The organism is Actinoplanes sp. L3-i22 (assembly GCF_019704555.1).
In the GTDB taxonomy this organism is placed as follows: Bacteria; Actinomycetota; Actinomycetes; order Mycobacteriales; family Micromonosporaceae; genus Actinoplanes.
Map to the genome: position 1 here is coordinate 3,531,520 of NZ_AP024745.1, position 25,262 is coordinate 3,556,781.

Below are 25,262 nucleotides of genomic sequence, written 5' to 3' on the forward strand. Positions count from 1 at the left end.
GTCTGTTCCAGGCGTGCAAGACCCCTCCTCCGCCGTGACGAGCCGTGACGAGCCGTGATGACCCGCGATGACCTGCGTTTGATCGGTCGGCCCGCGGGCCACTTGAGGAACGGCGGAGCCCTACGATCGGTGAATGCCCGCCCCACAGACGCACGACGAGGCCGTCGCGGCCGCCCACCGGCTCGCCGCGGACCTCGCCCCCGGTGCGATCCAGCGCGATCGCGACGGCGCGACGGTGATCCCGTCCGCGGCCCTCGCCGCGCTCGACGCCTCCGGCCTGCTCGCGATCACCGTTCCGGCCGCCGACGGCGGGCCCGGGCTCGGCCCGCGCACGCTGGCCGAGGTGGCCCGGGTCGTCGCGGCCGCCGACCCGTCCGTCGCCCAGGTCCCGCAGGCGCACTTCCTGCTGGTCGACGTGCTCGCGGTGCACGGTTCCGCGGAGACCCGCAAGCGCCTGTTCGGCGAGGTCCTGGCCGGCCGCCGGTTCGGCAACGCGCTCGCGGAGCGCGGCGGAAAACATGCCCAGGACTTGCGTACGAAGATCAGCGCCGGTCGCCTGGACGGGGTGAAGTACTACACGACCGGGGCGCTGACCAGCGCCTGGATCGCGGTCAGCGCCCTGGACGAGGACGGCCGGCTGGTGCTCGCGTTCGTCGCCCGGGACGCCGACGGGGTGGCCGTCGACACCGACTGGGACGTGATCGGGCAGCGGGCCACGATCAGCGGCACGGCCACCTTCACCGGGGTGCCGGTCGAGCCGGGGCTGCGCCTGGACTACGCGCACGCCTACGAGCGGCCGCAGCAGCTCGGCGCCCGGGCGCAGCTCTACCACGCGGCGATCGAGGTGGGCATCGCCGGCGCGGCGCTGGCGGACGCGCGCGGCTATCTGCGGACGAAGGCCCGCCCGTCCACCGAGGCGGTCCGGGCCGGCGCGTCGTCGGCCGCCGAGGACCCGCACGTGCTGCACCGGTACGGCCGGCTCGCGGCGCGGGTGCGGGCGGCCGAGGCGTTGCTCGACTCCTCCGCCCGTACCCTCGAAGAAGTGACCCTGACCCCGGCGGACGCCGAGGCCGCGGCCCGGGGCTCACTCGCCGTCGCGGCCGCGAAGGCCTTCGGCAGTGAGGTCGCCGTGGAGGCCGGGTCGGAGCTGTTCCAGATGTGCGGGACCAGCGCGGCCGCCGCGAAGTACGACCTGGACCGGCACTGGCGCAACGCCCGCACGCACAGCGTCCACGACCCGCTGGACTGGAAGTACCACCACCTGGCGGCCTACGAGCTCGCCGACGTGCTGCCCCCGAACCACGGGCAGCTCTAGGCGGCCTCGCCGGTGTGGCGGAACGACGCGAAGACCACGTCGGCGTTGTGGTCGAAGCCGAGCCGGCCGTAGAGGCGGATCGCGTTCTCGTTGTCGTGCACCGCGTGCAGGAACGGCAGCTCGCCGCGGGCCAGGATGCCGGCCGACACGGCCAGGGTGAGCCGGGCGCCGAGGCCCTGGCCGCGGAACTCCGGGTCGGTGCAGACCGCGGAGACCTCGGTCCAGCCGGGCATCCGGAACCGCTCGCCGGCCATCGAGATCAGCCGGCCGTTCCGGGCGCGGATGCCCAGGTAGCGCCCGAGGTCGAGGGTGCGTTTGCGGAACGGGCCGGGTTGCGCGCGGGCGACCAGCTCCAGCATCTCGGGGACGTCGTGCTCGGTGAGCGGGATCGCCTCCGGGTCGCCGACCGCGGACATCGCGGTGCCGACCATCTGCACGCCCTTCATCCGGGACTCCTCGACCCAGCCGGCCGGCGGGCTGAGGGCGGGACCGGTGAGCAGCGCGTGATCGGTCAGCGTGGCCAGGTCGCGCCAGGCGGCCGGGTCGGCCGGGTCGCTCACGGCGCAGAACGGGGCGATGTCGGGCAGATATCGGGCGGCTTCTCCGGCGGCCTCGGCATAGCCGGCCTGCGGCCCGGAGAGGGCGGCCCACACGGGGTTGTTCAGCACCCCTGTGACCCTGCCCCCTCCCGGCCGGTCGCGCCAGTCGATAACCGCGGCGCTCACCCTGTGAGTGAGTGTTCGGTAACCGACAGTCAATAACAAATCGGATTTCCCGTACGTAAGGTGGATCGTTGCGTGGTCGGCAGGCTCAGCTCTCAGGCGCTGAGCGCGGCCGCCTCGCGCGGGGCCGAGGTGGTCAGCGCCGGGATCTCGGCCGGCCACAGCGGCTTGGCGAAGTGATAGCCCTGCCCGTAGTGGCAGCCCATGGTGTCCAGCGCGATCATCTGCCCGGCCTCCTCGATGCCCTCGGCGACGACGGCCAGGTCCAGGTTCCCGGCGAGCGTGACGATGGCGTCGACGAGCGCGTGCTGCTGCCGGCTGGTCAGAATGTCGTCGATGAACGACTTGTCCAGCTTCAGCACGTCCACCGGCATCTGCCGCAAGTAGCTGAGCGACGAGTACCCCGTACCGAAATCGTCGATCGCCACCCGGACCCCCATGGCGCGCAACGCGCGCAGATCCTGGACCACCTTGTCGGCGTCCTTGAGGACCAGGCTCTCGGTGATCTCCAGCAGCAGCCACTCCGGCCGGGCCCCGGCCGCCTCCAGTGCCTCGCGCACCTGCGCCACGAAGTCGGCCGCGCGGAACTGCAGCGGCGACACGTTCACGCTGACGTAGCGCAGCGTGGTCTCCGGGTCCTGCGCCTTCCACGCGGCGATCTGCCGCAGCGCCTCGCCCAGCACCCAGCTGCCGATGCCGACGATCGCGCCGTTCTCCTCGGCGGCCTCCACGAAGTGGAACGGGCCGAGCAGCCCGCGGGTCGGGTGCTGCCAGCGGACCAGCGCCTCGACGCCGGTGACCCGCTGGTCGGCGAGCTCGACGATCGGCTGGAACTGCAGCATGAACTGCTCGTCCTCGATCGCCTCGTGCAACTGGGTGCGCAGCTCCAGCCGCTGCACCATGGAGTGCGCCAGGTCGCTCTGGTAGCGCTGCCAGCCGCCCTTGCCCATCCCCTTGGCCAGGTAGAGCGCCAGGTCGGCGTGGCGCAGCAGCTCGGTGGCGTTGTCCGCGTCGCGGTTGATCGCGATGCCGACGCTGACCTTGCCGCTGACCATGTGCAGGCCGCCCTCGCCGTCCGGCACCTCCAGCGGGGTGGCCAGCTCGGCGACGATCCGGGCCGCGAGGTCCTCGGTGGCGTCCGCGCTGTTGCTCTGCTCGACCAGGATGGCGAACTCGTCGCCGCCCATCCGGGCCGCGGTGCTGCCGGCCCCGATGATCGAGGAGATCCGGTGGGCCACGGCGAGCAGCAGCTGGTCGCCGACGGCGTGCCCGAGCGTGTCGTTGACCTCCTTGAAGTCGTCCAGGTCGACGAAGAGCACACCGAGCGTCGCGGCGTCCCGCTGGGCGACGATGAAGGCCTGCTCGAGCCGGTTGCGGAAGAGCACCCGGTTGGCGAGCCCGGTCAGTGAGTCGTGGAACGCCTGGTGGGTCAGGTCGTCCTCGAGGCGGCGCTGCTCGGTGACGTCGCGCATGGTGACGACCAGCCCGGCCACGCTCTGGTCGTCGCGCAGGTCGCGCAGGTCGCACTCGACCAGCATGGTGCGCCGGCCGGCGCCCTGCGCGGTCAGCTCGACGCCGTCCAGCTCGCCCTGGGTGTGCCGGACCCGGGCCAGGGTGTCCCGCAGCGCGTCCTGGCCCTCCGGCGCGACCAGCAGCGACAGCGGCGTGTCGACCTCGACCGGGCCGCCGAACAGCTTGTCCGCGGACGGGCTGGCGTACCGGATGGTGTCGTCGTCGCCGATGATCAGGATGACGTCCGCGGTGCTCTGGATCAGGGTGCGGAAGTACGCCTCGCTGTCCCGCTGGTTGATCTCCGCGGTCAGCGAGATCCGCTCCAGCACCACCGCGACCTGCGCGGCCAGGGTCTGCAGCGACGGGCGTACGGCGTGCAGCACGTCCTCGGCCGCGCCCAGCACGGTCTGGCCCTGCCGGTGACCGGGCAGCGGCTGGGTGACGAACAGGGCCAGCGGGAAGCCGCCGGCGCCACCGGGCAGCTCCGCGGCGGTCCGCCAGTGCACGGCCAGCTCGGGGGCACCCGCCAGCGGCGGGCTCAGCTGCAGGTAGTACGGCGTGCCGACCGGCATCAGGCGCACGATCGCGTCGTGGACGGCGTTCTTCACCTCGTCCTCGGTGTTCGCCGCGAACAGCAGGGTGCCGGCCTCGCGCAGCGCCCGCTCCCGGGCGCCGGCCTGCCGCTGGGACAGGGCGAGATCCGCGACCCGGGCCAGGACCAGGACGAACATGACGGCGGCGGCGGCCGCGATGACCGGGGCGTCGACGATGCCGCCGCGGGCGATCTCGGCCGGCCGGCCCTGGATGTACTCCAGGCAGAGCACCGCCGGGGCGATCAGCGCGGCCGCGGCCAGCCAGATCAGCCGGGACTGGCCGATGATCGCGCGGGAGCGCTCGGCCGGCTCGGTCAGCTGGGCCATCGCCGGGCGCAGCGCGGTGTAGCCCATCGTGGTGTAGAAGACGATCCAGCCGAGGTCGACCGGGCCGCCCAGCGTCCAGTCGCTGCGCAGCTGGGACTGGCCGTAGAAGACGTCCGAGACGAGCAGGCCGACCATGGCCAGGCCGATGCTGGACAGCGCCTTGGGCCGCTTGCCGATCGCGGTCACCATCCGCAGGATCATCGCGAGCACCAGCACGTCGCCGAGCGGGTAGCCGATCGAGACGACCTTCTCCAGCACCGACAGGTCGGCCGCCCGGGTGAACGGGGCGATCCAGTAGACCCAGGCGAGCAGGCCCATCCCGACCGTCGGGACCAGCGCGTCGAGCAGCGCGGCCCGGTTGTCCCCGCGGCCCGAGCGGGCCCGGATGAACAGCGGGAACGCGCCGGTCAGCAGCGGGTAGACGAGCAGGTAGAACAGGTCGGCGAGGCCCGGGAAGCCGGGCTGCCGGCCGAGCGCCAGGATCAGGTTGTACCAGCTGTCGCCGGTGGTGAAGCAGGCCAGGGCGGCGCTGGTGAGATACCAGGGCAGCCGCTGGGCCGGCCGGTAGAGCCGCACCCCGACGAGGACCGCGACGGCGGACGAGTACCCGAGCAGGGCCCACGTGTACAGATGCGCTCCGGGGAACGCGTAGTACAGGGTGACCAGCGCCAGGGACCAGGCGCCGAAGCACGCGCGAGCGGTCCGCGTCGTCATGCGTACTCCGTTCGTGTGTTTGGTTCCGACGAACGCGATATCGGGCAGTCCGGCGCGGACCTGAGGGCCGGGGGCGGGGTCGCACCCGGTTGGCAATCAATAGACGTACGTCGTTACTTAACCTTTCGGCCACGTATCGTGTCGAAACTCGTCGATGATCTTGGCGAGGATGGTCGGTATGTCGTCCATCAGGCGTATCGGGACTGTGCTCGCGTCCCTCGCTCTCCTCGGCGCCGGCCTCACCGCCGCGTCCTCCCAGGCCCAGGCCGCGACCAGCGTGCCCGCCTTCGACCACATCGTGCTGGTGATGTTCGAGAACAAGGCGTCCTCGCAGATCACCGCGTCCTCGGCGGCGTACTTCACGTCGCTGGCGGCACAGGGCGCGAAGTTCACCCAGTCGTACGCGATCACCCACCCCAGCCAGCCCAACTACATCGCCCTGTTCTCCGGCGCGACCCAGGGCGTGACCAACGACGACTGCCCCAAGACGTTCACCACCGGCAACCTCGGCGCCCAGCTGATCTCGGCCGGTAGGACGTTCAAGGGCTACTCCGAGGCGATGCCGTCGGACGGCTACACCGGCTGCTCCAGCGGCACCTACCGGCGCAAGCACAACAGCTGGGTCGACTTCAGCACCGTGCCCGCCGCCGGCAACGTCCGGTACAGCACGTTCCCCACCGACTACACCAAGCTGCCGACGGTCTCGTTCGTGACCCCGGACATGTGCAACGACATGCACGACTGCTCGGTCGGCACCGGCAACACCTGGCTCAAGAACAACCTCGACGGGTACGCCCAGTGGGCCAAGACCCACAACAGCCTGCTGATCGTGACGTTCGACGAGGACAACTCGCTCTCGCTGAACCACATCTGGACCGCGTTCGTCGGCGCGAACGTCAAGACCGGCTCCTACACCGAGAAGATCACGCACTACACCGTGCTGCGCACCATCGAGTCCGCGTACGGGCTCGCCGCGCTGGGCGGCGCCGCGAGCGTCTCGCCGATCACGGACGTCTGGCAGTAACCGCATGTATCTAGCCTCGGTGGAACGGCCGGTCGCGGGGCGCGCCGACCGCACCAAGCGGGTCGCCGGCACGGTCCTCGCCCTCGGCACGGTCAGCCTGATCACCGACGTGTCCAGCGAGATGGTCTCGGCTATCCTGCCGCTGTACCTGGTCGCCGGACTGGGGCTCAGCCCCGCCGTCTACGGGCTGATCGACGGCCTCTACACCGGGGCGACCGCACTGCTGCGCCTGGTCGGCGGCTACGTCGCCGACCGGGCGCGGCGCCGCAAGACGGTCGCCGGGATCGGCTACGGACTCTCCGCGCTGATGAAGTTCGGCCTGCTCGCGGCCGGCACCTCGGTGCCCTGGCTGAGCGCCGCGATCATCGCCGACCGGGCCGGCAAGGGGCTGCGCACCGCGCCCCGCGACGCCCTGATCACCCTCGCCACCCCGGACGGGCAGCTCGGGCGGGCGTTCGGTGTGCACCGGGCGATGGACACCGCGGGCGCGTTCGCCGGCCCGCTCGTCGCGCTGGCCGTGCTCGCCGCGTCCGGCCAGGCCTACGACGCGGTCTTCGTGGTCAGCGGCTGCGTCGCGCTGATCGGCGTGCTCGTCCTCGTGCTGTTCGTCCGCGACCACCGGGCGCCGCGCCCGGCGTCCGGCACGGTCAGCCTGGGCGCGGCGTTCGCGCTGCTGCGCCGGCGGCCGATCCGGATGCTGCTGCTCGGCGCGGTGCTGCTCGGCCTGAGCACCATCGGCGACGGCTTCGTCTACCTGGTGATCCAGCGCCGGGAGGACCTCGCCACCGGGTGGTTCCCGCTGCTCGCGGTGGGCACCAGCCTGGCCTACCTGCTGCTCGCCGTGCCGCTGGGCAACCTCGCCGATCGGCTCGGCCGGGCCCCGGTCGTCGTCGGCGGCTACGCCGCCCTCCTGATCATCTACCTGCTGCTCGGGTCCGGCTGGGCGGGTCCGCTCGCGGTCAGCCTCGTTCTTCTGCTGTACGGCGTCTACTACGCGGCCACCGACGGCGTGCTGATGGCGCTCGCCGGGCCGTTGCTCCCCGCCGAGCTGCGGACCACCGGTCTCGCCCTGGTGCAGACCGGCCAGGCGCTCGCCTACCTGGTCTCCTCGGTGCTCTTCGGTCTCGCCTGGCAGTGGTGGGACGCGAGCGGGGCGATCCACGCGTTCGCCCTCGTTGCGGTCCTGGCGCTGCCGGTCTCCGCCGTCCTGCTGCGGGGTGCCCGCAACGTCGTGCCGTCGGGGGGTGCCGGTGTCCACTGACCTGTCCCTGCGCCGGCGGCTGCTGCTCGCGGCGCTGGTCTCGGTGGTGCTGATCGGCGGGGCGGTGGCCTACGTGGTGATCGCCGGGCACCGGGGGGACGCGCCGGCCGCGGCCGCCTCCGCGGTGGACGCCGGGCCGGGCGACCGGGTGCTGTTCCGGAGCACGGCGCCCGCCGGCTACGGCCGGGTCGGCACCGTGACCCGGACGGCGCCCGGCGGGCCGCGGGCGCTGTCCGCGCTCGACTGCGTGCGGGTCTACGCGGCCGCCGGCCGGGGCATCTGCCTGCGGCCGGACGGCCCGCTCGCCACCTACCAGCTGGCCGTGCTGGACGCGTCGCTGCGGGTCGGGGAGACCTATCCGGTGGTCGGGGTGCCGAACCGGGCGCGGGTGTCGCCGAGCGGGAACGTGCTGGCCTGGACGGTGTTCGTGACCGGCGACTCGTACAACGGGGGGAAGTTCTCCACCCGGGCCGGCATGATCAACTTTGCCACCGGGGAGACGGTCGACTCGCTCGAGCTGTTCTCGGTGACCCGGGACGGGCGCCCCTACCGGGCGGTGGACCTCAACTTCTGGGGCGTCACGTTCCTGGACGACCAGCACTTCTACGCGACCATGTCGACGGCCGGGAAACGCTATCTGGTCAGCGGGGACATCGGGGCGCAGACCGTGCGGACGCTCGCCGAGAACGTGGAGTGCCCGTCGCTGTCACCGGACCGGACCCGGATCGCCTTCAAGGAGGCGATCGGCGGGAACCCGGCCAAGGGCTGGCGGCTGACCGTGCTCGACCTGGCGACCATGCGGCGGACCCCGCTCGCCGAGACGCGCAGCGTCGACGATCAGGCGGCCTGGTTCGACGACCGGACAGTGATGTACGGGGTGCGGCGGGGGACCCGGGAGTCGGACGTGTGGGCCGTGCCGGCCGACGGGTCGGGCGCCGCCCGCCTGCTGATCCCGGACGCGGAGTCGCCGGCCGCGCTCGGGAACTGACTTTCGCACGCCGCGTTTCGTGGCATTCTCCGCCGGGCACAGCCACAGCATGTTCCCGGCGGAGAATCTGCGTGACTGGCGAGGCCAGAAGGTCATCGACCCGGACGGCGGCAAGATCGGCGACCTCGAGGCGGTGTACGTCGACACCGCCACCGACGAGCCGTCGTTCATCACCGTGCGGGTCGGCTTCATCGGCCGGCACCGGCTGATCTTCGTGCCGCTCGACGGCGCGACCGTCAAACCGGACGCGGTGCGGGTGCGGTACGACAAGAAGCTCGCCGGCGACGCGCCGGCCATCGACCTCGACGGCGAACTGGCGGCGGCCGACGAGCCGCGGGTGTTCGCGCACTACGGGGTGCCGTACGCGCCCGGGGCCGGCGGGGAACGCCGCCTCGCCCGGCGCTGACCGGGGTCGTCCGGACGATCCGAGGCGGCCGGACGAACGGCCAGTGGTGGTTCGTGGCCGTTGTCGGCGGTTCTGGTGCTTTGTACCGTGGACCGCCATGGAGTTGGATCTACTCGACAGTGCGTGCCTGGCCCTCGACCAGTGGGCCGGGCGGCTCGGCGTGCCCGTGGATCCGCCGCCGGGGCTGGTGGCGCTCGCCGACCGGCATGCCGCGCGGATCAGGGTGGCGATCGGCGCGGTGACGCCGGTGAATCTGGCCGCTTACGCGGACGGGGTGGCTGATGCGGCCGGGGCTCGGGGGTGGGTGCCGGGGCCGGTGGTGGACTGGCGGGTGGCGTCGTGGGCTTCGGTGCATCTGCTCGCGGTGTGCCTGATGGCTCGGGGGGTTTGCTGAGCTCGGGCGTGTCACTTGGCTGGTATTTGCTCGACGGGCGCTGCTCGGGTTCCCAAACTGCTGACCAGGTTGTTGGTCATTGTTGGCCGCCGTCGAACGGATGTACTATTCGCCGGGTGGCAACGAGGCGGCGGAGGAAGGCGTTGCGGCCGATCGCGGCGTCGTTCGTTGTCGCCGCGCCTGCGGGCACCCGCATTCGGACGAGGCTGCGGCCCAGCACCGGGGAGGCTGCTGTCCTGACACAGGTCGCAACCTTTTTGGGTGGGCTGTATCGGGCTGATCTGGCCGTCCGGGTCCGGCTCGGCAATGTGTCCGGCAAGGACACCCAGCGCGCGCGGCGTAAGCGGGAGTTGACCGCGGTGACGACCTCCCGGTGGGCCGGCTCGATCACCCGGGCCGCCGAAGACCAGTACCAGCTCGGGATGCGGGCTCTCAGAGCTGACGTGTCGAGCCTGGGTCAGGCCCTGATTACCTTGGACGCGCGGATCGGCGCCCCGGTCGGCGGCCGGGCCGGCCGGACATCCGGTTATGCCAGCCGCCGCGAGCGGGCCGCCAAGCAACAGCGCCGCCAAGTCCTCGCTGCCCGCCAGACCGCAGCACAAAACCGGCTGGCCGCCGGTCGCCCGGCGATCGTTGCGGGCGGACGGCGGCTGGCCAAGACCCGCCACCGGCTCGGCAGCGCCGGGCTCACCCAGGCGCAGTGGCGGGCCCGGTGGGACGCGGCCCGCATGTTCCTGACCGCCGACGGCGAGACCGGCGCCCCGCACGGCAACTACACCATCACCGTCACGCCCGGCGGCATCGTGTCAATCGCACTCCCGTCCCAGCTCAAGCATCTGGCGAACGCCGGACGCGGCAGATACCGCCTTGCCGAGCCGGTCGCGTTCACGCATCGGGCCGGGCAGTGGGCCGACCGGGTCACCGCCGACCAGTCGGTGCGCTACGACATCTGCTTCGATGCGGTGCGGGGCCGCTGGTACCTGGATGCATCCTGGACAGCCCCGGCCTACACGCCCGGCCTGGACGCGCTCGCCGGCGGCAGACTACTGGGCATCGACCTGAACGCCGACCACCTCGCCGCGCACGTCATCGACGCGCACGGCAACCCGGTCGGCACCCCGATCACCATCCCGCTCGACCTTTCCGGCCCGGCTTCACAGCGTGACGGACGGCTACGTGCCGGGATCAGCCACGCCCTGCACCTCGCGCACCTGCACGGCTGCCCGGCGATCGCGGTCGAGAACCTGGGCTTCGCCGACGCCCGTGCTACCGGCCGGGAGACCATGGGGCGCGGTGCGCGGGGTAAGCGGTTCCGGCGTACGGTCGCAGGGATCCCCACCGCACAGTTCCGGGATCGCCTTGCCGGCATGGCCTCCACCGCGGGGATCGCGGTGATCGCTGTCGACCCGGCCTATACCTCCAGGTGGGGCGGCCAGCATTGGAAGCCCGCTCTGACAACGAGGATTCCCACCGCGACCCGGCATCATGCCGCGGCGGTGGTGATCGCACGACGTGCCCACGGCTTCACGGCGCGGCGACGGTCAGGTGTCACCCGGACACGACCAGCGGATCGTGCCCGGGAAACTACCGGCCAGGCCGCACCCCACACCACGGGCGCGAGGGAACAACAGTTCGGGCTGGTCGAGACGGCACGCACCACACCCGTGGACAAGACGCGCCCGGCCCCGACCAGAGACCCCGGCGTTCCCCGGCCTCGAAGACCGCTCGCGAGGCCCCCGACCCCCCCGGTCGGGACCAACGCATTGACCAACTATGGCCAATACGCTGAGGAACGGTGTTTCTGCTTGGCGGGCGCGCTTGACCTCGTACCGAATAAATCGGTTTTGTCGTGAAAAAGCCCTGGCCGTTCGCAGCGGCCAGGGCTTTCACGTGGTGGTGGGTCAGCCGAGGCGGCCGTCCTCGGTGCGGTCCTCGCGGGGGGCCGGGATGTCGATCCGCTCCTGCTCGGTCGTCACGTAGCGGCGCAGGCCGGGCCGGTCGGAGCGCTCCTCGGGCCGGGTGACCCGCTCGTCGGCGTAGGAGGTCGGGTAGCGGCCGTTGCCCTGGCCGGCGCCGGCCTCGTAGTCGGTGCCGCGCGTCTCGTAGTGGGTGTCGTCATGCTTGGCGCCGATGACGCCGCTGGTCTCACCGGCGCTGTCGGAGCCGCGGGCGAAGTCGGCGTCGCGGCTGTGGTCGGCGCCGCGGCCGTAGCCGGACTCGCCGCCCGCGTAGTACTCGTTGCTCGCCGCCGCGCCGGCCTGATACGACTGGTAGCTGTCGTGCGGCTGCACGCCGTAGTAGGAGTAGAGCTGGGCCACCTCGGCCTGCGACAGCGGTTCGTCGTTCTCGGCGTCCACGTTCGGCGCGTCCTTGACCGTCGCCTTGTCGAACGGCACCACCAGGCGATCCTCGGCCAGATCCGCGTCCTGCAGCGGAACCAGCGACTCGTTCAGCCCGAAGAGTCCGGTCTTCACGCTCACCCAGGTGGGCATCCCGGCGGCGTCGGTCCACACCTGCCCGGCCGTACCGATCTTGTGGCCGTCCCGGTCGTGGACTTCCCGGCCCTGCAGCGTGTGAATGTGCTCCTGCGTGATCACGGAGGGTTCTCCCATCATCGGTTGCTCGTGCTTTTCACATCTTTTGTAGGGATGTGTTTGGGTTTGAGCACCCGGTCTGGTTCATGCCCGTTGCTGCCCGGTTCTAACAATTCAGCGGGACTCATTCACGGTTGGTTCACTTTCGAGCTACTCGGACCCGCGGCGCCGCGACGACGAACCCTGCTCGGGTGAGCCCGAGGGGCAGCTCCCGGCAGCCCGGCCCGGAGCCGCCGCCGATGACGATCGCGACCCGTTCAGTGTTTACGGATCTATGTTGCCCACCCGGGGGTGATCCACTCCGGTTGTCCACACTGGCGGGTTGTCCACAGGCCGCCGGCATGATCTTGAACTTTGCCGCCATACTGACCTCGGGGGGCGCCCCTGGGAGAAAGGTGCGCTCTGCCGAGATCGTCCAGGCGGTCGTCCCTGGTCAGCCCGCCGCCACGTCGACCTGCCGGCCCGCGGGTGAGCCGGCCGCGGGTGAGCCGGCCCCGTGTGAGCCGGCCCGCCTCAGCCCGGCCTGGGCCTGTGCGTCAGCCCGCCGGGAGCGTCAGCCCGCCGGGAGCGTCAGCCCGCCAGGGCGTCGACCAGGCGCCGGGCCGAGCCGGCCAGGTTCCAGCGCTCGGCCAGGGCCAGCAGCGCGTCCGGGTCGCGGGGCGCCGTCGGCAGGGCCGGGTCGAAGTCGGGCAGCTTCACGTCCAGCGCGACCAGGCACACCGGCAGCGCCCGCGACAGATACTCCCGGCCGGCTTCGAGCTTGGTGCGCACGCCCGGCGCGAACCCCGACGCCGGGTCGTCGAGCGCGGCCATGATCTCGGCGATCCCGCCGTACCGCTCGATCAGCCGGGCGGCGGTCTTCTCCCCGACCCCGGCCACGCCGGGCAGGCCGTCGCTGGCGTCGCCGCGCATCGCCGCGAAGTCCGCGTAGTGCCGCGCGGCCACCCCGTACTTCGCCTGCACCAGGGCCTCGTCGGCATCCTCCAGCTTCGCCACGCCGCGCCCGCAGTAGAGCAGCCGGGTCCGGCGTTCGTCGTCGACCAGCTGGAACAGGTCACGGTCGCCCGAGACGACCTCGACCGGCGCGGGCTGGGTCGCCGCGAGCGTGCCGAGCACGTCGTCCGCCTCGAAGCCCGGCACGCCGAAGGCCGGGATGCCGACCGCGGCGAGCACCTCGAGCAGGATCGGCACCTGCCGCTCGAGCGAGGCCGGCACCTCCTCGACCGCACCGTGCGCGACCCGGTGCGCCTTGTACGTCGGCACCAGCTCGACCCGCCAGGCCGGTCGCCAGTCCGCGTCCAGCGCGCAGACCAGGCGGTCGGGCCGCCTGGTCCGCACCAGCTGCGCGATCATGTCGAGGAACCCGCGGATCGCGTTGACCGGCTCACCGGCCTCGGTCTGCGCCGCCTTCTCCGGGATGCCGTGAAACGCCCGGAAGTACAAGCTCGGGGCGTCGACGGCCAGCAGTGGTCGAGTCACGCGTTCACCCTGCCACACCGGTACGACAACCTCGGGGATCGGCGGCGCGCTCACATCCCGAGCGGCTCCGGAGGGACGCTGCCCAGGCCGGCGCCGCCCGTGGGCGGCAGGTACTGCTGCTGCTGGGGACGTTTGTGGTCGCGCAGGTACTGCCGCAGCTGGTGGATCATGTCCTCGGGGGCGGGGAACTCCGGCGGCTGCCCGTTGGCGATCCGGAACCGGGCGTCGCCGGAGATGCCCATGACCATCTCGATGGCCGGCTGGCCGGAGACCATCAGGCGCAGCAACTGCCGCTGGGTGAACTCCACCGGTTTGTCGTCCTCGGAGCCCTCCTCGGTCAGGCCGGTCCGGTGCAGCGGGAAGCTGATCCGGTTGCTCTCCGTCTCCAGGCCGCCGACGTCCTGCAGGTGGTACTCCTTGGTGCCGTCGGCGATGGTCGCCCCGGTGCTCATCTCCCAGATGCACTCGTACGTCGAGAAGCGGTAGTTCGTCGCGAACACCACGAGGATCTTGTAATGCGAGGCCCGGACCGCGTTGTCGTCGCCGATCGCGAACCGCAGGTTGAAGCCGTTCGCCGAGGCCGGGAAGCCGGAGAAGACCAGCAGGTTCACGCCCCGCTGGATGGTGAGCTCGCCGCTGGGGTTGATCTTCAGCTGGCGGTGGGCGTTCCCCACCGCCAGGTTGGTGCCCTCGGTGAGGTAGCCGTCCATCTCCTCGTCGGTGGCGCGGGGGTACGCGCGGGCCATCGCCTCGTTGTACGCGTTGCGCCGGTTGATCAGGTCGCGGGCGCCGCGGAACCCGGCCACGCCGCCGGCGATGAGCATGACCAGGCCGAGGCAGGCGCCGCTGCCGGCGTTGCCGGCACTGGCCGTGATGATCCCGATCAGGACCAGCACCCCGCCACCGACGGCGAGGATCCCGGGCTTGGTGTAGTCGGGCGGCTGCGGAACGCGGACGAAGTACTTGTCGACCCGCTCGGCGCGGGCGGTCAGCTGCTGGGGGTACATATTGGTCCTCGTTCCCTAGTACCGGTGGAGAAGTTGCCAGACCCGGCATTCCTGCGCGGGTACGTGCCGTCGGATCTCGTCGGCGTGGGCGGTGTCGACCTGGCCGACGCCGGTCAGGTCGGGCCGTGGGCCGGGTACGTGGCCGCGGACGTAGTAGTCCTCGAACAGCAGCGCGAGCAGCGCCTTGGCGTGCGGCGAGCGCGGATCGCGCCGCAGGGCCGCGTTCAGGACCCGTTCAACCGCTTCGACGACGACGGCCGAGTGCTGTGCCGGACGGCGACCGCCGAGCATCGTGAGCGCCCAGTAGTAGTAGGTGTCCGAGGCCGTGCCGTGGCGGACCTCGACGCCGCGGAGCGTGTCGAGCGCCTCCGCGTACCGGCCGGCCCGCAGCTGATCGAGGAACCGGAGGAAGTCCGGATCGGTTCGCAGCGGGTCGCCGGTCACCGCGGCCACCCACGGTTCGTGGTCGATGACGGTGCTCAGCGGGATCAGCCAGGCCGCCGTCCCCGGCAGCGACGCGACGACCATGCCGATCACCCGGCCGGTCTCCTCCTCGACCACCGCGCCCCCGCTGAACCCCGGGTCGATCGGGCTGGTGTGCGCGTCGAGCGGGTCCATCTGCACCCATCGCCCGGTCGGGTCGGCGCCGGCCACCCGGGCGCGGGCCCACCGGCCGAAGTCGTCGCCCGCCCGCAACGGCAGGCCGAGCAGGCGCACCGTGCTGCCGATCCGGGGAGCGGACGGCGGGCCCATCGGGGCCAGCGCGCCGGTGTGCCCGGTGATGTCGATGACCGCGATGTCGGCCCGGGTGCCGGGGTCGCCGGGGTCGTAGGCCGAGCTGACCCGCACCTTGCGCTCGCCGAGCGACCTCACCACGCAGGTCGGCTCGGTCCCGACCACGTGCGCGCAGGTCAGGCCCTGAGTCGGGGTGACCGCGAAACCGCAGCCGGCGTTTTCGACGACCAGACGCCAGGACGCGTCCGGCGAGGTCATCGAGAGCCCTGCTTCCAGACCATCTCGACGCCGATGTTGGCCTCGACGCCGGTCCGGGCGATGACCGCCCCGGCCTCGGCGTTGAACTTGATCCCGAACACCAGCTTGATCTCGTCCGGCTGGGTGCCGGACCGCAGCGTCGCCAGCACGGTCCGGGTGGCGTCCCGGATCCGGACCAGGTTCTCGTCGAGGATCTGCTGGGCCTCGCGCATCTGATGACGCCCGCCGACCCGGACCGCACCCGCGTCGCGATCGTCCACCTCGACGATCACGGACTCCCCGTCGGAAAGTCGGAAACGTACTAGATCAACCGTAGTTTGATCACTCATCGGGGCCGCCTCCGTCGATATGAGTTACCAACTCGACGGCAAGTTACCAACGTGCAAAGTGGACGGAAACGGCTGACCGGACGACCTCCGGGGCGCGGCCGGTCAGCCCGGCACGGCCGCACGGTCCGATCGACCTTCTTAGCTGTCAGTCCGGTCGGCCGAACGGCGAACCTCGGGCGGCGGGTGGCCGTACGCGGCGTGTTCGCTCAGTGTCCGATCACGACGTGTGGCCGATGGCCGGCAGCGGTCGGGTCACGCGCCGGCGCATGTAAAAGGACCGGCGTCCACGGGGGGAGACGCCGGTCCGGGCACCAGAGTACACGGTGTTCATCGATAATCGGTTGTGGAGGGGCAGTCGCACGGAACCCGGCATCCGTTCGGGATGGACCGCCCCCGTTGTCAATGCGGCCATCCGGTCGCGGCGTGCCGTTCCGGCGAACGATCACGAAGAATGCCGCAGGGCGGCGACCGTCCGCCATGTCCGGTGTCGTCCGGTCTGTATCATCGCTGCTCGATCGAGGGTTCCCGGTTTTCCGGTCCGGATCCGGACCGGGCGGATCCGTCAGCGACAGAGGGGGGTCATGGGCGGGACGCAGCCGGACCCCGAGCCGCGGGCGGCCTTCGCCGAGCGCTTCGCGCTGCTGTACGCGCAGGCCGGAAATCCGACGCTGGCCCGGGTGGTCGCCTCCGTCACCCGCGCGCGATTCCTGGACGATCAGGGCCGGCCGATCCGGGTGTCGGTGCAGCGGGTCAGCGACTGGCGGCGCGGCACCAACGTCCCCGCCCGGTTCACGCCGCTCTCGGCCGTGCTGCGGATCCTCATCGGCGAGGCGCGCAAGAAGCGGCCGCAGCCCGTCGTCGAGAGCCTCTACGACATCCGGGACTGGCAGTCCCGGTGGGAGGACGCGCTGGCCAGCCCGGCCTCCGTCCCCGAATCCGACGTCTGCCCGTACCGTGGGCTCGCCGCCTTCCGCGAGGAGGACGCCGCGTGGTTCTTCGGCCGGGAGCGCAGCACGACGGCCCTGCTGGAACGGATCACCGACGCCGCCGGGTCCGGGGGCCTGGTGATGCTGGTCGGTCCGTCCGGCGCGGGCAAGTCCTCGCTGCTGCAGGCCGGTCTGGGCGCCTCCGTCCTGGGTGGCCGGCTCCCGCTGCCGGGGTCGAGCGGGTGGCCGGTCGTGGTGCTGACCCCGGGCGCCGATCCGCCGGCCGAGCTGGCGCGGCACATGCCGGAGGTCGCGGCGCTGGCCGAGGGGCCGACGGCCGATCGGCTCGCCGAGGCGATCGCCGCCTTCGGACGCCGGGCCGGTGGCGCCGAGGGCCGCACGGTGCTGGTGGTCGACCAGTTCGAGGAGGTGTTCACCCTCTGCGAGGACGAGCGGCTCCGGCGGTTGTTCATCACCGCCCTGGGTGTGGCGTCCACCGGGGACACGCTGGTGGTGCTCGGGGTGCGGGCGGATTTCTACGCCCGGTGCCTGGACCATCCCGTACTGTCATCGGCTCTTCAGCATCGGCAGATGGTCCTGGGGCCGATGGCCCCGGCCGAGCTCCGCGAGGCCGTTCTCGAGCCGGCCGGCGCGGCCGGTCTGCAGGTGGAGGCCGGCCTCCCCGAGCTGATCCTGCGGGATCTCTCGATCACCGGGGAACAGGCCGAGGCCACGTACGACGCCGGCGCCCTCCCGCTGCTGTCGCATTCGCTGCTCGCGACCTGGCAGCGACGCGAGGGCGGCCGGCTGACCGTGGCCGGGTACCGGGACGCGGGCGGGATCCAGGGCGCCGTCGCCACGACCGCCGAGCAGGCCTGGGCCGACCTGTCACCGGCCGGGCAGGCGGCCGCGCGCCGCATGCTCCTGCGCCTGGTCCGGGTCGGCAAGGACACCCGCGACACGCGCCGGCGGGCGACCCGGGACGAACTCGTCGAGTCGGCCGGGGACGGCGCGGCGGCCGCCGCCGCGCTGGAGGTCCTGGCCAAGGCCCGCCTGGTGACGCTGGACGCGGACGCCGTCGAGCTGACCCACGAGGCCCTGCTGTACGCGTGGCCCCGGCTGCGCGACTGGATCGAACAGGACCGCGCCGGCAACCTGGTCCGGCAGCGGCTGGAGGAGGACGCCGCGGTCTGGCACGACGAGGGCCGGGACGCCTCGCTGCTGTACCGGGGCATGCGCCTGGAGGCGGCCCGGCAGTGGGTGCGCGGCGAGGGGCTCGGGGGCCTGACCGCGGTCGCCCGCGACTTCGTCACCCGGTCCGGGCGGCAGTGGCGGCGGACCGGGTGGATCCGGCGCGCGGTGATCGCCGCCATCTCGGCCTTCGCCCTGCTCGCGGTCGGCGCCGCCGCGGTGGCGATCGACCAGCGGGACGACGCGCTGTTCGAGCAGTTGCTCGCGCAGACCGACCGGATGCAGCAGCCCGACCCGTCGCTGTCCGCGCAGCTGGCGCTGGCCGCCGACCAGTCGCGCCCGGACGACGGCCGGGCGCAGGCCAGGTTGCTGTCGACGCAGGACGCTCCGCTGGCCATGCCGCTGTCCGGGCACAGCGGCGCGGTGTACCTGACGTCCTTCAGCCCCGACGGTCGTACGCTGGCCAGCACCGGTTTCGACCGCACCGTCCGGCTGTGGGACGTCCGGGACCGCGGCCACCCGAAGCCCCTCGGCGAGCCCCTTCGCGGCCACACCAGCTGGGTGACCTCGGCGGTGTTCAGCCCGGACGGCCGGACCCTGGCCACCGCCGGGGACGACACGACGATCCGGCTCTGGGACGTGCGGGACCCGGCCCACCCGAGGGCGCTGGGCACGCTCGACGGCGCCGGCGGCACGATCTACCTGATCGCGTTCAGCCCGGACAGCCGGACCCTGGCCGCCGCCGACCAGGACCACACGGTCGGGCTCTGGGACCTGCACGACCCCGGCCGGCCGGTCCGGCTGCCGGCCCTGGCCGGGCACACCGCGGCGGTACGCGCGGTGGCGTTCAGCCCGGACGGGCGGACCCTGGCCAGCGGCAGCGACGACCGGACCGTCCGGCTGTGGAACGTCGGCGACCCGGCACACGCCCGCCCGGCCGGCTCCCCGCTGGTGGGACACGCGGACACGATCCACTCGGTGGCGTTCAGCCCGGACGGCCGCACCCTGGCCAGCGGCAGCGAGGACCGGACGATCCGGCTGTGGAACGTGGCCGACCCGGCCCGGCCGGTCGCCCTGCCGCAGAGCCTGACCGGGCACGACGGGCCGGTGTGGTCGGTCGCGTTCAGCCCCGGCGGCCGGGTGCTGGCCTCCGGCAGCAGCGACGGCACGGCCCGCCTGTGGACGGTCAACGACCCGGGCCGGCCGCAGCCGATGGGCCAGCCGCTCGCCGCCCGGTCCGGGATCGTCTACGCGGTGGCGTTCAGCCCCGACGGGGCGAGCCTGGCGACCGGCAGCGACGACGGCACCGTCCGGCTCTGGACCGTGCCGGCCCGGATCCTGATCGGGCACAGCGCCCGGGTGACGGCCACGACCTACCGCCCGGACGGGCAGCTGCTGGCCACCGCGGGCGCGGACGGCACGGCGCGGCTCTGGGACGTCCGCGATCCCGACCACCCGGTCGCGGCCGGGCCGCCGCTCACCGCCGGCGGGAGCGTCTCCGGGGTCGCCTTCAGCCCCGACGGCAACCTGCTCGCCATGGGCAGCACAGATCAAAAAGCCACCCTCTGGGACGTACGGGATCCGAGCCGCCCGCAGCGTGTCGGCACGCCGCTGACCGTGCACGCGGGTGGCCAGGTCGCGTTCAGCGCCGACGGGACGGTCCTGGCCACCCAGAACGAGGAGACCGTCCAACTCTGGGACATCCGCGACCCGGTGCACCCCCGGCCGCTGGGCGTGATCGAGACCGGGCACGCGGGATACGTCACGACTGTCGCGTTCAGCCCGGACCGGCACACCCTCGCCACCGCCAGCTTCGACAGCACGATCCGGCTCTGGGACGTCACCGACCCGGCCGCGCCGGCCGCGCTCGGGCCGGCGCTGACCGGCCACGACGGGCCGGTGTGGTCGGCGGCGTTCAGCCCGGACGGGCGGACCCTGGCCACGGCCGGCGGCGACAAGACCGTCCGGCTCTGGGACGTGCACCGCCCGGACCGGCCGGAACCGCTGGGCGCGCCGCTGACCGGGCACACCGACGCGGTCAGCGCGGTCGCGTTCAGCGCCGACGGGCGGACCCTGGCCAGCGCCGGCTACGACCGGACGATCCGGCTGTGGAACGTCGCGGACCCGGCCGAGCCGGCCGCCGCGCTCGACGGCCAGGCGCTGACCGGGCACAGCGGGGTCCTGCTCACGCTGGCCTTCAGCCCGGACGGACGGTCGCTGGCGGTCGGTGGCGCGGACACCACCGTGCGGCTCTGGCAGGTCGACCGGGACGCGGCCGAGCGGCGGATCTGCTCGACGACCCGGGGTGTGCTGACCGCCGCGCAGTGGGATCAGCTGCTGCCCCGGCTCGAGTACCGTCGGCCCTGTCCCGACTTGTCGTGAAATATGCCTCGTGCCGCTACCGTCGGCTGTCCGGGCTTCTCGTGAAAGGTGCCTCATGCCGCTGATCTCCGTCCTCACCCCGGTGCACGCGGACCGGGCGGAGTTCCTCGCCGAGGCGGGCGAGAGCCTCGCCGCGCAGGACCTGCCGGCCGGGTGGGAGCTGGAGTGGCTGGTCCAGGAGGACGGCCCGGCGTCGGAGTTGGCCGCCGTGCCCCGGCGGTTCCCGTTCGCCCGCTACCAGGCCAACGGCGAGACGCTGGGCGTCAACATCGCGCGCAACGTGGCCCTGGCCCGGGCGAACGGCTCGCTGGTGCACGTGCTCGACTCCGACGACCTGCTGCTGCCGGGCGCGTTGCGCACGGCGATCGCGGCGTTCGGCGCCCATCCGCGCATCCACTGGGTCAGTTCGCAGGCGTACGACCTGCTGCCGGACCTGACCCGGGTGTCGTTCCCGGCGCCGCTGGAGCCCGGGGTGATCGAGCCGGGTGTGCTGACCCAGCTGGTCCTGGACAGCGGGAAACCCGCGGCGCCGTGTGCCGGGCTGACCGCGCGCACCGACACCGTCCGGGCGTTCGGCGGCTGGGTGGCCACCGCGCGCGGCGGGGACCTGGCGCTGGTGGTGGCGCTGGGCGAGACGACGCCGGGTTACCTGCCGCCGGAGATCACCTGGTTGTACCGGCGGCACCCGGGCCAGATCACCGGCCAGGCTGGCTGGTCCCGGCTGCAGGACGAGTCGATGGCGCTGATCCGCCAGCGCATCGCCGCGCTGCGCCGCCTCAGCGTCTCCGTCGCCGGCGATTAGGCCGCCGCCCGGCCCCAGTTCTCCTTCACCGCCATCATCTGGGCGGTCTTGGCGGGGTCGCGGTCGACCAGGTCGCCGAGCACCGCGTCGATCTTGACGAGCAGGTCGTCGGACAGGCGGACGCCGGCCGCGGCGGCGTTCTCGGTGACCTGCTCCGGGCGGGTCGCGCCGATGATCGCCGAGCTGACGCCGTCCTGCCGCAGGGTCCAGGCGATCGCCAGCTGGGCCATCGACAACCCGGCCTCGTCGGCGAGCGGCCGCAGCTGCTGAACGCGTTCGAGCAGCTCGTCGCCGAGCACCCGGCGGATGAACCGGGGCGCCCGGCCGCCGCTGGAGGCGCGCGAACCTTCCGGCGGGGGCTGCCCGGGCAGGTACTTGCCGGTCAGCACGCCCTGGGCGAGCGGCTGGAAGACGATCTGCCCGAGGCCCTCGTCCCGGCAGAGCGGCAGGACCTCCGGCTCGATGACCCGCCAGAGCATGTTGTACTGCGGCTGGTTGGCGACGATCCGGCTGCGCAGGCCCATCCCCGCGGCGAGGTCGAGGGCGGCCCGGATCTGCGGCGCGGTCCATTCGGAGACGCCCAGATAGAGGACCTTGCCCTGACGTACGAGGTCGTCGAAGGCGATCAGCGTCTCGTCGAGCGGCGTCCGCTCGTCGAAGCGGTGCGCCTGGTAGAGGTCGACGTAGTCGGTGCCGAGCCGGCGCAGCGAGGCGTGACACGATTCCATGACGTGCTTGCGGGACAGGCCCCGGTCGTTCGGGCCGTCGCCGGTCGGCAGGCACACCTTCGTGGCGATCTCCACCGACGAGCGGCGGACCGGGCGCAGCGCCTCACCGAGGAGCTCCTCGGCCGCGCCGAGCGCGTAGACGTCGGCGGTGTCGAACGTGGAGATCCCGGCGTCCAGCGCGGCCCGGATGCACGTCATGGCCGAGTCGCGCCCCACCGACTCACCATGGGTCAGCCAGTTTCCGTACGTGATCTCACTGAGGTAGAGGCCGCTGCGCCCCAGGCGTCGGTGATCCATACGTTTCACCCTATTTGGTCATGGGCGTCGCCCGGCTGCCCGGTTTCTGCCGGGCGGCCGGGCGACTCGTCACTCGTTGTGCAGCACCTGGGCGATCGTCAGCCGGGCCGCCGACCGGGCCGGCAGCAGCGCCCCGAGCACCGCGATCAGCACCCCGGTGAGCACCAGCAGCGCGAGCATCCCCGGCCGCCAGACCTGCATCACCTCGGCCGGCAGCCGGATGCTGCTGGCCTTCGCCGCGAGCGGCACGACGAAGTGGTGGGCCACCATCCCCAGCGGGATTCCGATCAGGCCGCCGATCACCCCGAGCGCGGCCACCGAGGTCACCATCATGGTCACCACCTGCCGTGGGGTCATCCCGATCGACTTGAGCATGCCCAGGTCGCGGCGCCGGTCGAAGACGTTCAGCGCGACCGTGTTCAGCACGCCGAGCGCGGTGACCACGGCCAGCAGGATCGACAGGACGGTGGAGAACCCGCGCACGACGGTCGTGAGGTCGTTGCCGCCGGTGTTGTTCCAGGCGAACAGCCCCGGGTCGGCGGTCCGGACCGCGGCGGCGTACGCGTTCAGGTCGGTCCCCTCGACCGCCTGCACCTGGTAGAAGAAGTTCTCCGGGACGAGCTTGCGGCCGGGGTCGAGCCGGGTGAGCGCCGCCCGCTCGGCGAACAGCCCCTCCGGGCCGGGCACGCCCCGAACCGTCTCGCCGACCAGGGTGAACGTCGTGCGGGCGCCGCCGAGCTCGACGGTGAGCCGGTCGCCGAGCTTGAGGCCGCGCCGGGTCATCAGCTGGGTCGGCGCCACCACCTCGTCCGGCCCGGTGATCCAGTGCCCGTCCAGGAGCTGGGCCTCGTAGCCCATCGCCGCGACGTCGCCGCGACCGAAATTGATCGGAATCGGCTCGCTCAGCCCGGCGACCGAGACCGACACCCCGTAGAACACCGCGACCCGGGCGGTGCCGGGCAGCCCGCGCAACATCGCCTCGATCCCGGTCTCGCCGCGGGTGCTGGTCGGTCCGATCTGCGGCGAGGTCGGCCGCACCCCGATGTCGCCGCCGGAGCGGTTACCGATCTCGGCGACCCGCACGACCGAGCCGGACAGCCCGCTCGCGAAGGTCACCGTCAGGACGCCGAGCAGCAGCGTGGCCATGGTCAGCGCGGTCCGCCCGGGCCGGGCGAACGGCAGGCCGAGCCCGAGGCTGACCGACCGCGGCAGCCGGGAGCCGGTCAGCGCCCGCTGCGCCCGCAGGCCGCGGCCCGGCCGCTGGGTGGTGCCGGCCGAGATCGCCTCGGCGGCGGAGAGCCGGTGGGCGCGGCGGGCCGGCAGCAGCGCGGCCAGCACCACGATCACCGGCAGGCCGATCAGCCCGGCGGCCCACACCCAGGGCCGGGTCCCGGTGTCCTGGCCGAACCCCAGGCCGCGGAACGTGTCGCCGAGCATCGGCTGGGCCGCGAACGCCCCGAGCACCGTGCCCGGCACCGCGCCGATCACCGCCGGGACGGTCACCATGGTCAGGTACACCGTGACGACCTGGCGCGGGGTGAACCCGATCGCCTTGAGCACCCCGATGTGCCGGACGCCGGAGACCACCGCGCCGCTCACCACGTTGCCCACGATGATCACGGCCACCAGCAGGCCCAGCACCCCGAACGTGCCGAGGAACGGCAGGTACGTCCCGGGCTCGGCGGCCGCCTTGTCCTTGAGGACCAGGTACGGCTGGGCGGCGACGAGCGCGCCGCCGGGGAGCCCCGTGGTCACCCCGGCGAGTCGCGCCGCCACCGCCTCCTTCGACGAGACGTCACCCGCGAACCGGTAGAGCATCTGGGTCGCGGCCGGACGCATCGCGGTCATCTGCGCCGGGGCGACCCAGGCGTCGGCCGAGCCGCTGATGCTGAACGCCCAGCCGACCACGGTGAGCCGGGTCCCGTGCACGGTGAGCGTGGTGGTCCGGGCGAGCGGCCCGCTGTCGAAGTCGTCCGGGTGCGGCGCGGAGGCCAGCACCACCTCGCCCGGCGCGGTGGCCCAGCGGCCCCGCCAGACGTCCAGCCGGTCGACGGCCCCGCCCGGGTCGGCGCGACCCACCACGGTCAGCGGGCCGCCGGCGAGGAAGAGGTCGTCCTGCTCCTCGGCCTCGACCACGACCTGCGGGAACGGCCCGTTCAACGCGGTCACCCCGGCGGTCGCGCCGGACAGCTGGGCGTCGGTGACCTTCGCCGGGTCGAACGTGGCCACCGAGTGCGCGCCCCGCTGCGTCTCGAACGCGCGGTCGAACGGCGCGGACGCGGCGTCCAGCAGGGCGAGCGAGACCACCCCGGTGGCCGTGCAGAAGAGCGCCACCAGGGCGATCACGAAGGTCTGCAGCTTGCGCCGGCGGATCGCGGCCCGAGCCGCCCGCCACACGGCCGTCATGACGACGCTCCGCTTCGCTCCGCGTCATCATGACGTGAAGGACTGAGCTCGATGATGAACTCCCTTCGGTCGTTCATAGTCTCTCCAGCGTGGACTCGCGGGCCACCCGGCCGTCGCTCATCTCGATCAGGCGGCTCGCGCAGCGGTGCGCCAGCCGCTCGTCGTGCGTGACGATCAGCAGCGTCTGACCGATCTGGTTCAGATCCAGCAGCAGGTCCATCACCTGCTCGCCGGCCTTCGAGTCGAGCGCGCCGGTGGGCTCGTCGGCGAGCAGCAGCGCCGGCCGGTTCATCAGCGCCCGGGCCACCGCGACCCGCTGCCGCTCGCCGCCACTGAGGACGGCCGGGTACATGTTGCGGCGGTCGGCGATGCCCAGCTCGTCGAGCAGCTCCAGGGCCCGTTTGCGGGCCGGGCCGGCCTTGCTGCCGGTCAGCTGGGCGGCCAGGGCCACGTTGTCCAGCGCGGGCAGGTCGTCCAGCAGGTTGAAGAACTGGAAGATCATCCCGAGGTGGTGGCGGCGGAACAGCGCCAGCCGGGTCTCGTTCATCTCGTCGACGCGCTCGCCGTGCACCTCGATCGTGCCGGCGGTCGGCCGGTCCAGCCCGGCGATCATGTTGAGCAACGTGGACTTCCCGCACCCGGACGGGCCCATCACGGCCACCGCCTCGCCGGGCCGGATCTCCAGGGACACCCCGTCCAGCGCGACGGTCTCCCCGTACTCCTTGCGTACGCCGCCGAGGCGCACCACCGTCTCACTCGTCATGGCACGGAACGCTACAAACGTCGTACCGGAAAGGCATCGGACCGTGGTCTGACATCCTCGCGCCGTAGTCCTGGAGATGTAGGCGCCGTAGGCGCCCGGGATGATGTGC

General features: G+C 72.6%; 19 protein-coding genes. 9 read left to right on the forward strand and 10 right to left on the reverse strand.

What is annotated here, in order from left to right; genetic code table 11:
• The first annotated feature begins 133 nt into the window (after window positions 1-133).
• On the forward strand, window positions 134-1,315 hold the full coding sequence (locus L3i22_RS15625; RefSeq protein WP_221327689.1) for an acyl-CoA dehydrogenase family protein: 1,182 nt from the start codon (window positions 134-136) through the stop codon (window positions 1,313-1,315).
• Here L3i22_RS15625 and L3i22_RS15630 read toward each other — a convergent pair.
• Window positions 1,312-1,983, reverse strand: coding sequence for a GNAT family N-acetyltransferase (locus tag L3i22_RS15630; protein WP_221327690.1), 672 nt, complete (start codon window positions 1,981-1,983; stop codon window positions 1,312-1,314). The genes L3i22_RS15625 and L3i22_RS15630 overlap by 4 nt on opposite strands.
• Window positions 1,984-2,132: 149 nt before the next feature.
• Window positions 2,133-5,183 carry a bifunctional diguanylate cyclase/phosphodiesterase gene (locus L3i22_RS15635; protein ID WP_221327691.1) on the reverse strand — a complete coding sequence of 1,017 codons (3,051 nt, stop codon included), beginning with the start codon at window positions 5,181-5,183 and terminating at the stop codon, window positions 2,133-2,135.
• A 178-nt stretch (window positions 5,184-5,361) separates the two neighbouring features.
• Here L3i22_RS15635 and L3i22_RS15640 point away from each other — a divergent pair, with 178 nt between their 5' ends.
• From L3i22_RS15640 to L3i22_RS15665, 6 genes are all read left to right on the forward strand, one after another.
• On the forward strand, window positions 5,362-6,207 hold the full coding sequence (locus L3i22_RS15640) for an alkaline phosphatase family protein (RefSeq protein ID WP_221327692.1): 846 nt from the start codon (window positions 5,362-5,364) through the stop codon (window positions 6,205-6,207).
• A gap of 4 nt (window positions 6,208-6,211) precedes the next feature.
• The gene (locus L3i22_RS15645; protein WP_221327693.1) at window positions 6,212-7,468 is read left to right on the forward strand and encodes an MFS transporter; all 1,257 of its coding nucleotides are present in this window, start codon (window positions 6,212-6,214) and stop codon (window positions 7,466-7,468) included.
• Window positions 7,458-8,456, forward strand: coding sequence for a hypothetical protein (locus L3i22_RS15650; protein ID WP_255658262.1), 999 nt, complete (start codon window positions 7,458-7,460; stop codon window positions 8,454-8,456). The genes L3i22_RS15645 and L3i22_RS15650 overlap by 11 nt, the downstream gene beginning before the upstream one ends.
• A gap of 19 nt (window positions 8,457-8,475) precedes the next feature.
• Entirely contained in the window at window positions 8,476-8,862 is a 387-nt protein-coding gene (locus L3i22_RS15655) for a PRC-barrel domain-containing protein (protein WP_255658263.1), read from the forward strand.
• A 97-nt stretch (window positions 8,863-8,959) separates the two neighbouring features.
• The gene (locus L3i22_RS15660) at window positions 8,960-9,256 is read left to right on the forward strand and encodes a DUF6401 family natural product biosynthesis protein (protein WP_221327694.1); all 297 of its coding nucleotides are present in this window, start codon (window positions 8,960-8,962) and stop codon (window positions 9,254-9,256) included.
• A gap of 143 nt (window positions 9,257-9,399) precedes the next feature.
• Window positions 9,400-11,109 carry a hypothetical protein gene (locus tag L3i22_RS15665; RefSeq protein WP_221327695.1) on the forward strand — a complete coding sequence of 570 codons (1,710 nt, stop codon included), beginning with the start codon at window positions 9,400-9,402 and terminating at the stop codon, window positions 11,107-11,109.
• A gap of 48 nt (window positions 11,110-11,157) precedes the next feature.
• Here L3i22_RS15665 and L3i22_RS15670 read toward each other — a convergent pair whose 3' ends face one another.
• The 5 genes from L3i22_RS15670 to L3i22_RS15690 all read right to left on the reverse strand — a co-directional run bounded on the left by L3i22_RS15670 (window position 11,158) and on the right by L3i22_RS15690 (window position 15,601).
• On the reverse strand, window positions 11,158-11,853 hold the full coding sequence (locus L3i22_RS15670) for a PRC-barrel domain-containing protein (RefSeq protein ID WP_221327696.1): 696 nt from the start codon (window positions 11,851-11,853) through the stop codon (window positions 11,158-11,160).
• A 567-nt stretch (window positions 11,854-12,420) separates the two neighbouring features.
• On the reverse strand, window positions 12,421-13,329 hold the full coding sequence (locus L3i22_RS15675) for a 5'-3' exonuclease (protein ID WP_221327697.1): 909 nt from the start codon (window positions 13,327-13,329) through the stop codon (window positions 12,421-12,423).
• Window positions 13,330-13,379: 50 nt separating this feature from the next.
• Window positions 13,380-14,336, reverse strand: a complete 957-nt coding sequence (locus tag L3i22_RS15680) for a hypothetical protein (protein ID WP_221327698.1) — start codon at window positions 14,334-14,336, stop codon at window positions 13,380-13,382.
• A 15-nt stretch (window positions 14,337-14,351) separates the two neighbouring features.
• A complete protein-coding gene (locus L3i22_RS15685) occupies window positions 14,352-15,329 on the reverse strand; it encodes a serine protease (protein ID WP_221327699.1) in 978 nt (325 codons plus the stop codon).
• Complete coding sequence (locus tag L3i22_RS15690) at window positions 15,326-15,601, reverse strand: CU044_2847 family protein (RefSeq protein ID WP_221327700.1); 276 nt, start codon at window positions 15,599-15,601, stop codon at window positions 15,326-15,328. Before L3i22_RS15690 ends, L3i22_RS15685 begins: the two co-directional genes overlap by 4 nt.
• A gap of 638 nt (window positions 15,602-16,239) precedes the next feature.
• Here L3i22_RS15690 and L3i22_RS15695 point away from each other — a divergent pair.
• Window positions 16,240-20,157, forward strand: a complete 3,918-nt coding sequence (locus L3i22_RS15695; protein WP_221327701.1) for a hypothetical protein — start codon at window positions 16,240-16,242, stop codon at window positions 20,155-20,157.
• A gap of 55 nt (window positions 20,158-20,212) precedes the next feature.
• On the forward strand, window positions 20,213-20,959 hold the full coding sequence (locus L3i22_RS15700; protein WP_221327702.1) for a glycosyltransferase family A protein: 747 nt from the start codon (window positions 20,213-20,215) through the stop codon (window positions 20,957-20,959).
• On the opposite strand, the gene L3i22_RS15705 is transcribed toward L3i22_RS15700, so the two are convergent.
• From L3i22_RS15705 to L3i22_RS15715, 3 genes are all read right to left on the reverse strand, one after another.
• Window positions 20,956-21,984 carry an aldo/keto reductase family protein gene (locus L3i22_RS15705; RefSeq protein ID WP_221327703.1) on the reverse strand — a complete coding sequence of 343 codons (1,029 nt, stop codon included), beginning with the start codon at window positions 21,982-21,984 and terminating at the stop codon, window positions 20,956-20,958. The genes L3i22_RS15700 and L3i22_RS15705 overlap by 4 nt on opposite strands.
• A gap of 69 nt (window positions 21,985-22,053) precedes the next feature.
• Window positions 22,054-24,390: an ABC transporter permease gene (locus L3i22_RS15710; RefSeq protein WP_221327704.1), complete on the reverse strand. Its 2,337-nt coding sequence runs from the start codon at window positions 24,388-24,390 to the stop codon at window positions 22,054-22,056.
• Between the two features lie 73 nt (window positions 24,391-24,463).
• Entirely contained in the window at window positions 24,464-25,153 is a 690-nt protein-coding gene (locus tag L3i22_RS15715) for an ABC transporter ATP-binding protein (RefSeq protein ID WP_221327705.1), read from the reverse strand.
• Window positions 25,154-25,262: the final 109 nt, after the last annotated feature.

What these genes read in the sequence shown, in the direction of transcription:
- L3i22_RS15625 (WP_221327689.1), top strand. Translation starts at nt 134, where the DNA reads ATGCCCGCCCCACAGACGCACGACGAGGCCGTCGCGGCCGCCCACCGG.
- L3i22_RS15635 (WP_221327691.1), bottom strand. Translation starts at nt 5,183, where the DNA reads ATGACGACGCGGACCGCTCGCGCGTGCTTCGGCGCCTGGTCCCTGGCG.
- L3i22_RS15640 (WP_221327692.1), top strand. Translation starts at nt 5,362, where the DNA reads ATGTCGTCCATCAGGCGTATCGGGACTGTGCTCGCGTCCCTCGCTCTC.
- L3i22_RS15645 (WP_221327693.1), top strand. Translation starts at nt 6,212, where the DNA reads ATGTATCTAGCCTCGGTGGAACGGCCGGTCGCGGGGCGCGCCGACCGC.
- L3i22_RS15660 (WP_221327694.1), top strand. Translation starts at nt 8,960, where the DNA reads ATGGAGTTGGATCTACTCGACAGTGCGTGCCTGGCCCTCGACCAGTGG.
- L3i22_RS15680 (WP_221327698.1), bottom strand. Translation starts at nt 14,336, where the DNA reads ATGTACCCCCAGCAGCTGACCGCCCGCGCCGAGCGGGTCGACAAGTAC.
- L3i22_RS15685 (WP_221327699.1), bottom strand. Translation starts at nt 15,329, where the DNA reads ATGACCTCGCCGGACGCGTCCTGGCGTCTGGTCGTCGAAAACGCCGGC.
- L3i22_RS15695 (WP_221327701.1), top strand. Translation starts at nt 16,240, where the DNA reads ATGGGCGGGACGCAGCCGGACCCCGAGCCGCGGGCGGCCTTCGCCGAG.
- L3i22_RS15700 (WP_221327702.1), top strand. Translation starts at nt 20,213, where the DNA reads ATGCCGCTGATCTCCGTCCTCACCCCGGTGCACGCGGACCGGGCGGAG.
- L3i22_RS15705 (WP_221327703.1), bottom strand. Translation starts at nt 21,984, where the DNA reads ATGGATCACCGACGCCTGGGGCGCAGCGGCCTCTACCTCAGTGAGATC.
- L3i22_RS15710 (WP_221327704.1), bottom strand. Translation starts at nt 24,390, where the DNA reads ATGACGGCCGTGTGGCGGGCGGCTCGGGCCGCGATCCGCCGGCGCAAG.
- L3i22_RS15715 (WP_221327705.1), bottom strand. Translation starts at nt 25,153, where the DNA reads ATGACGAGTGAGACGGTGGTGCGCCTCGGCGGCGTACGCAAGGAGTAC.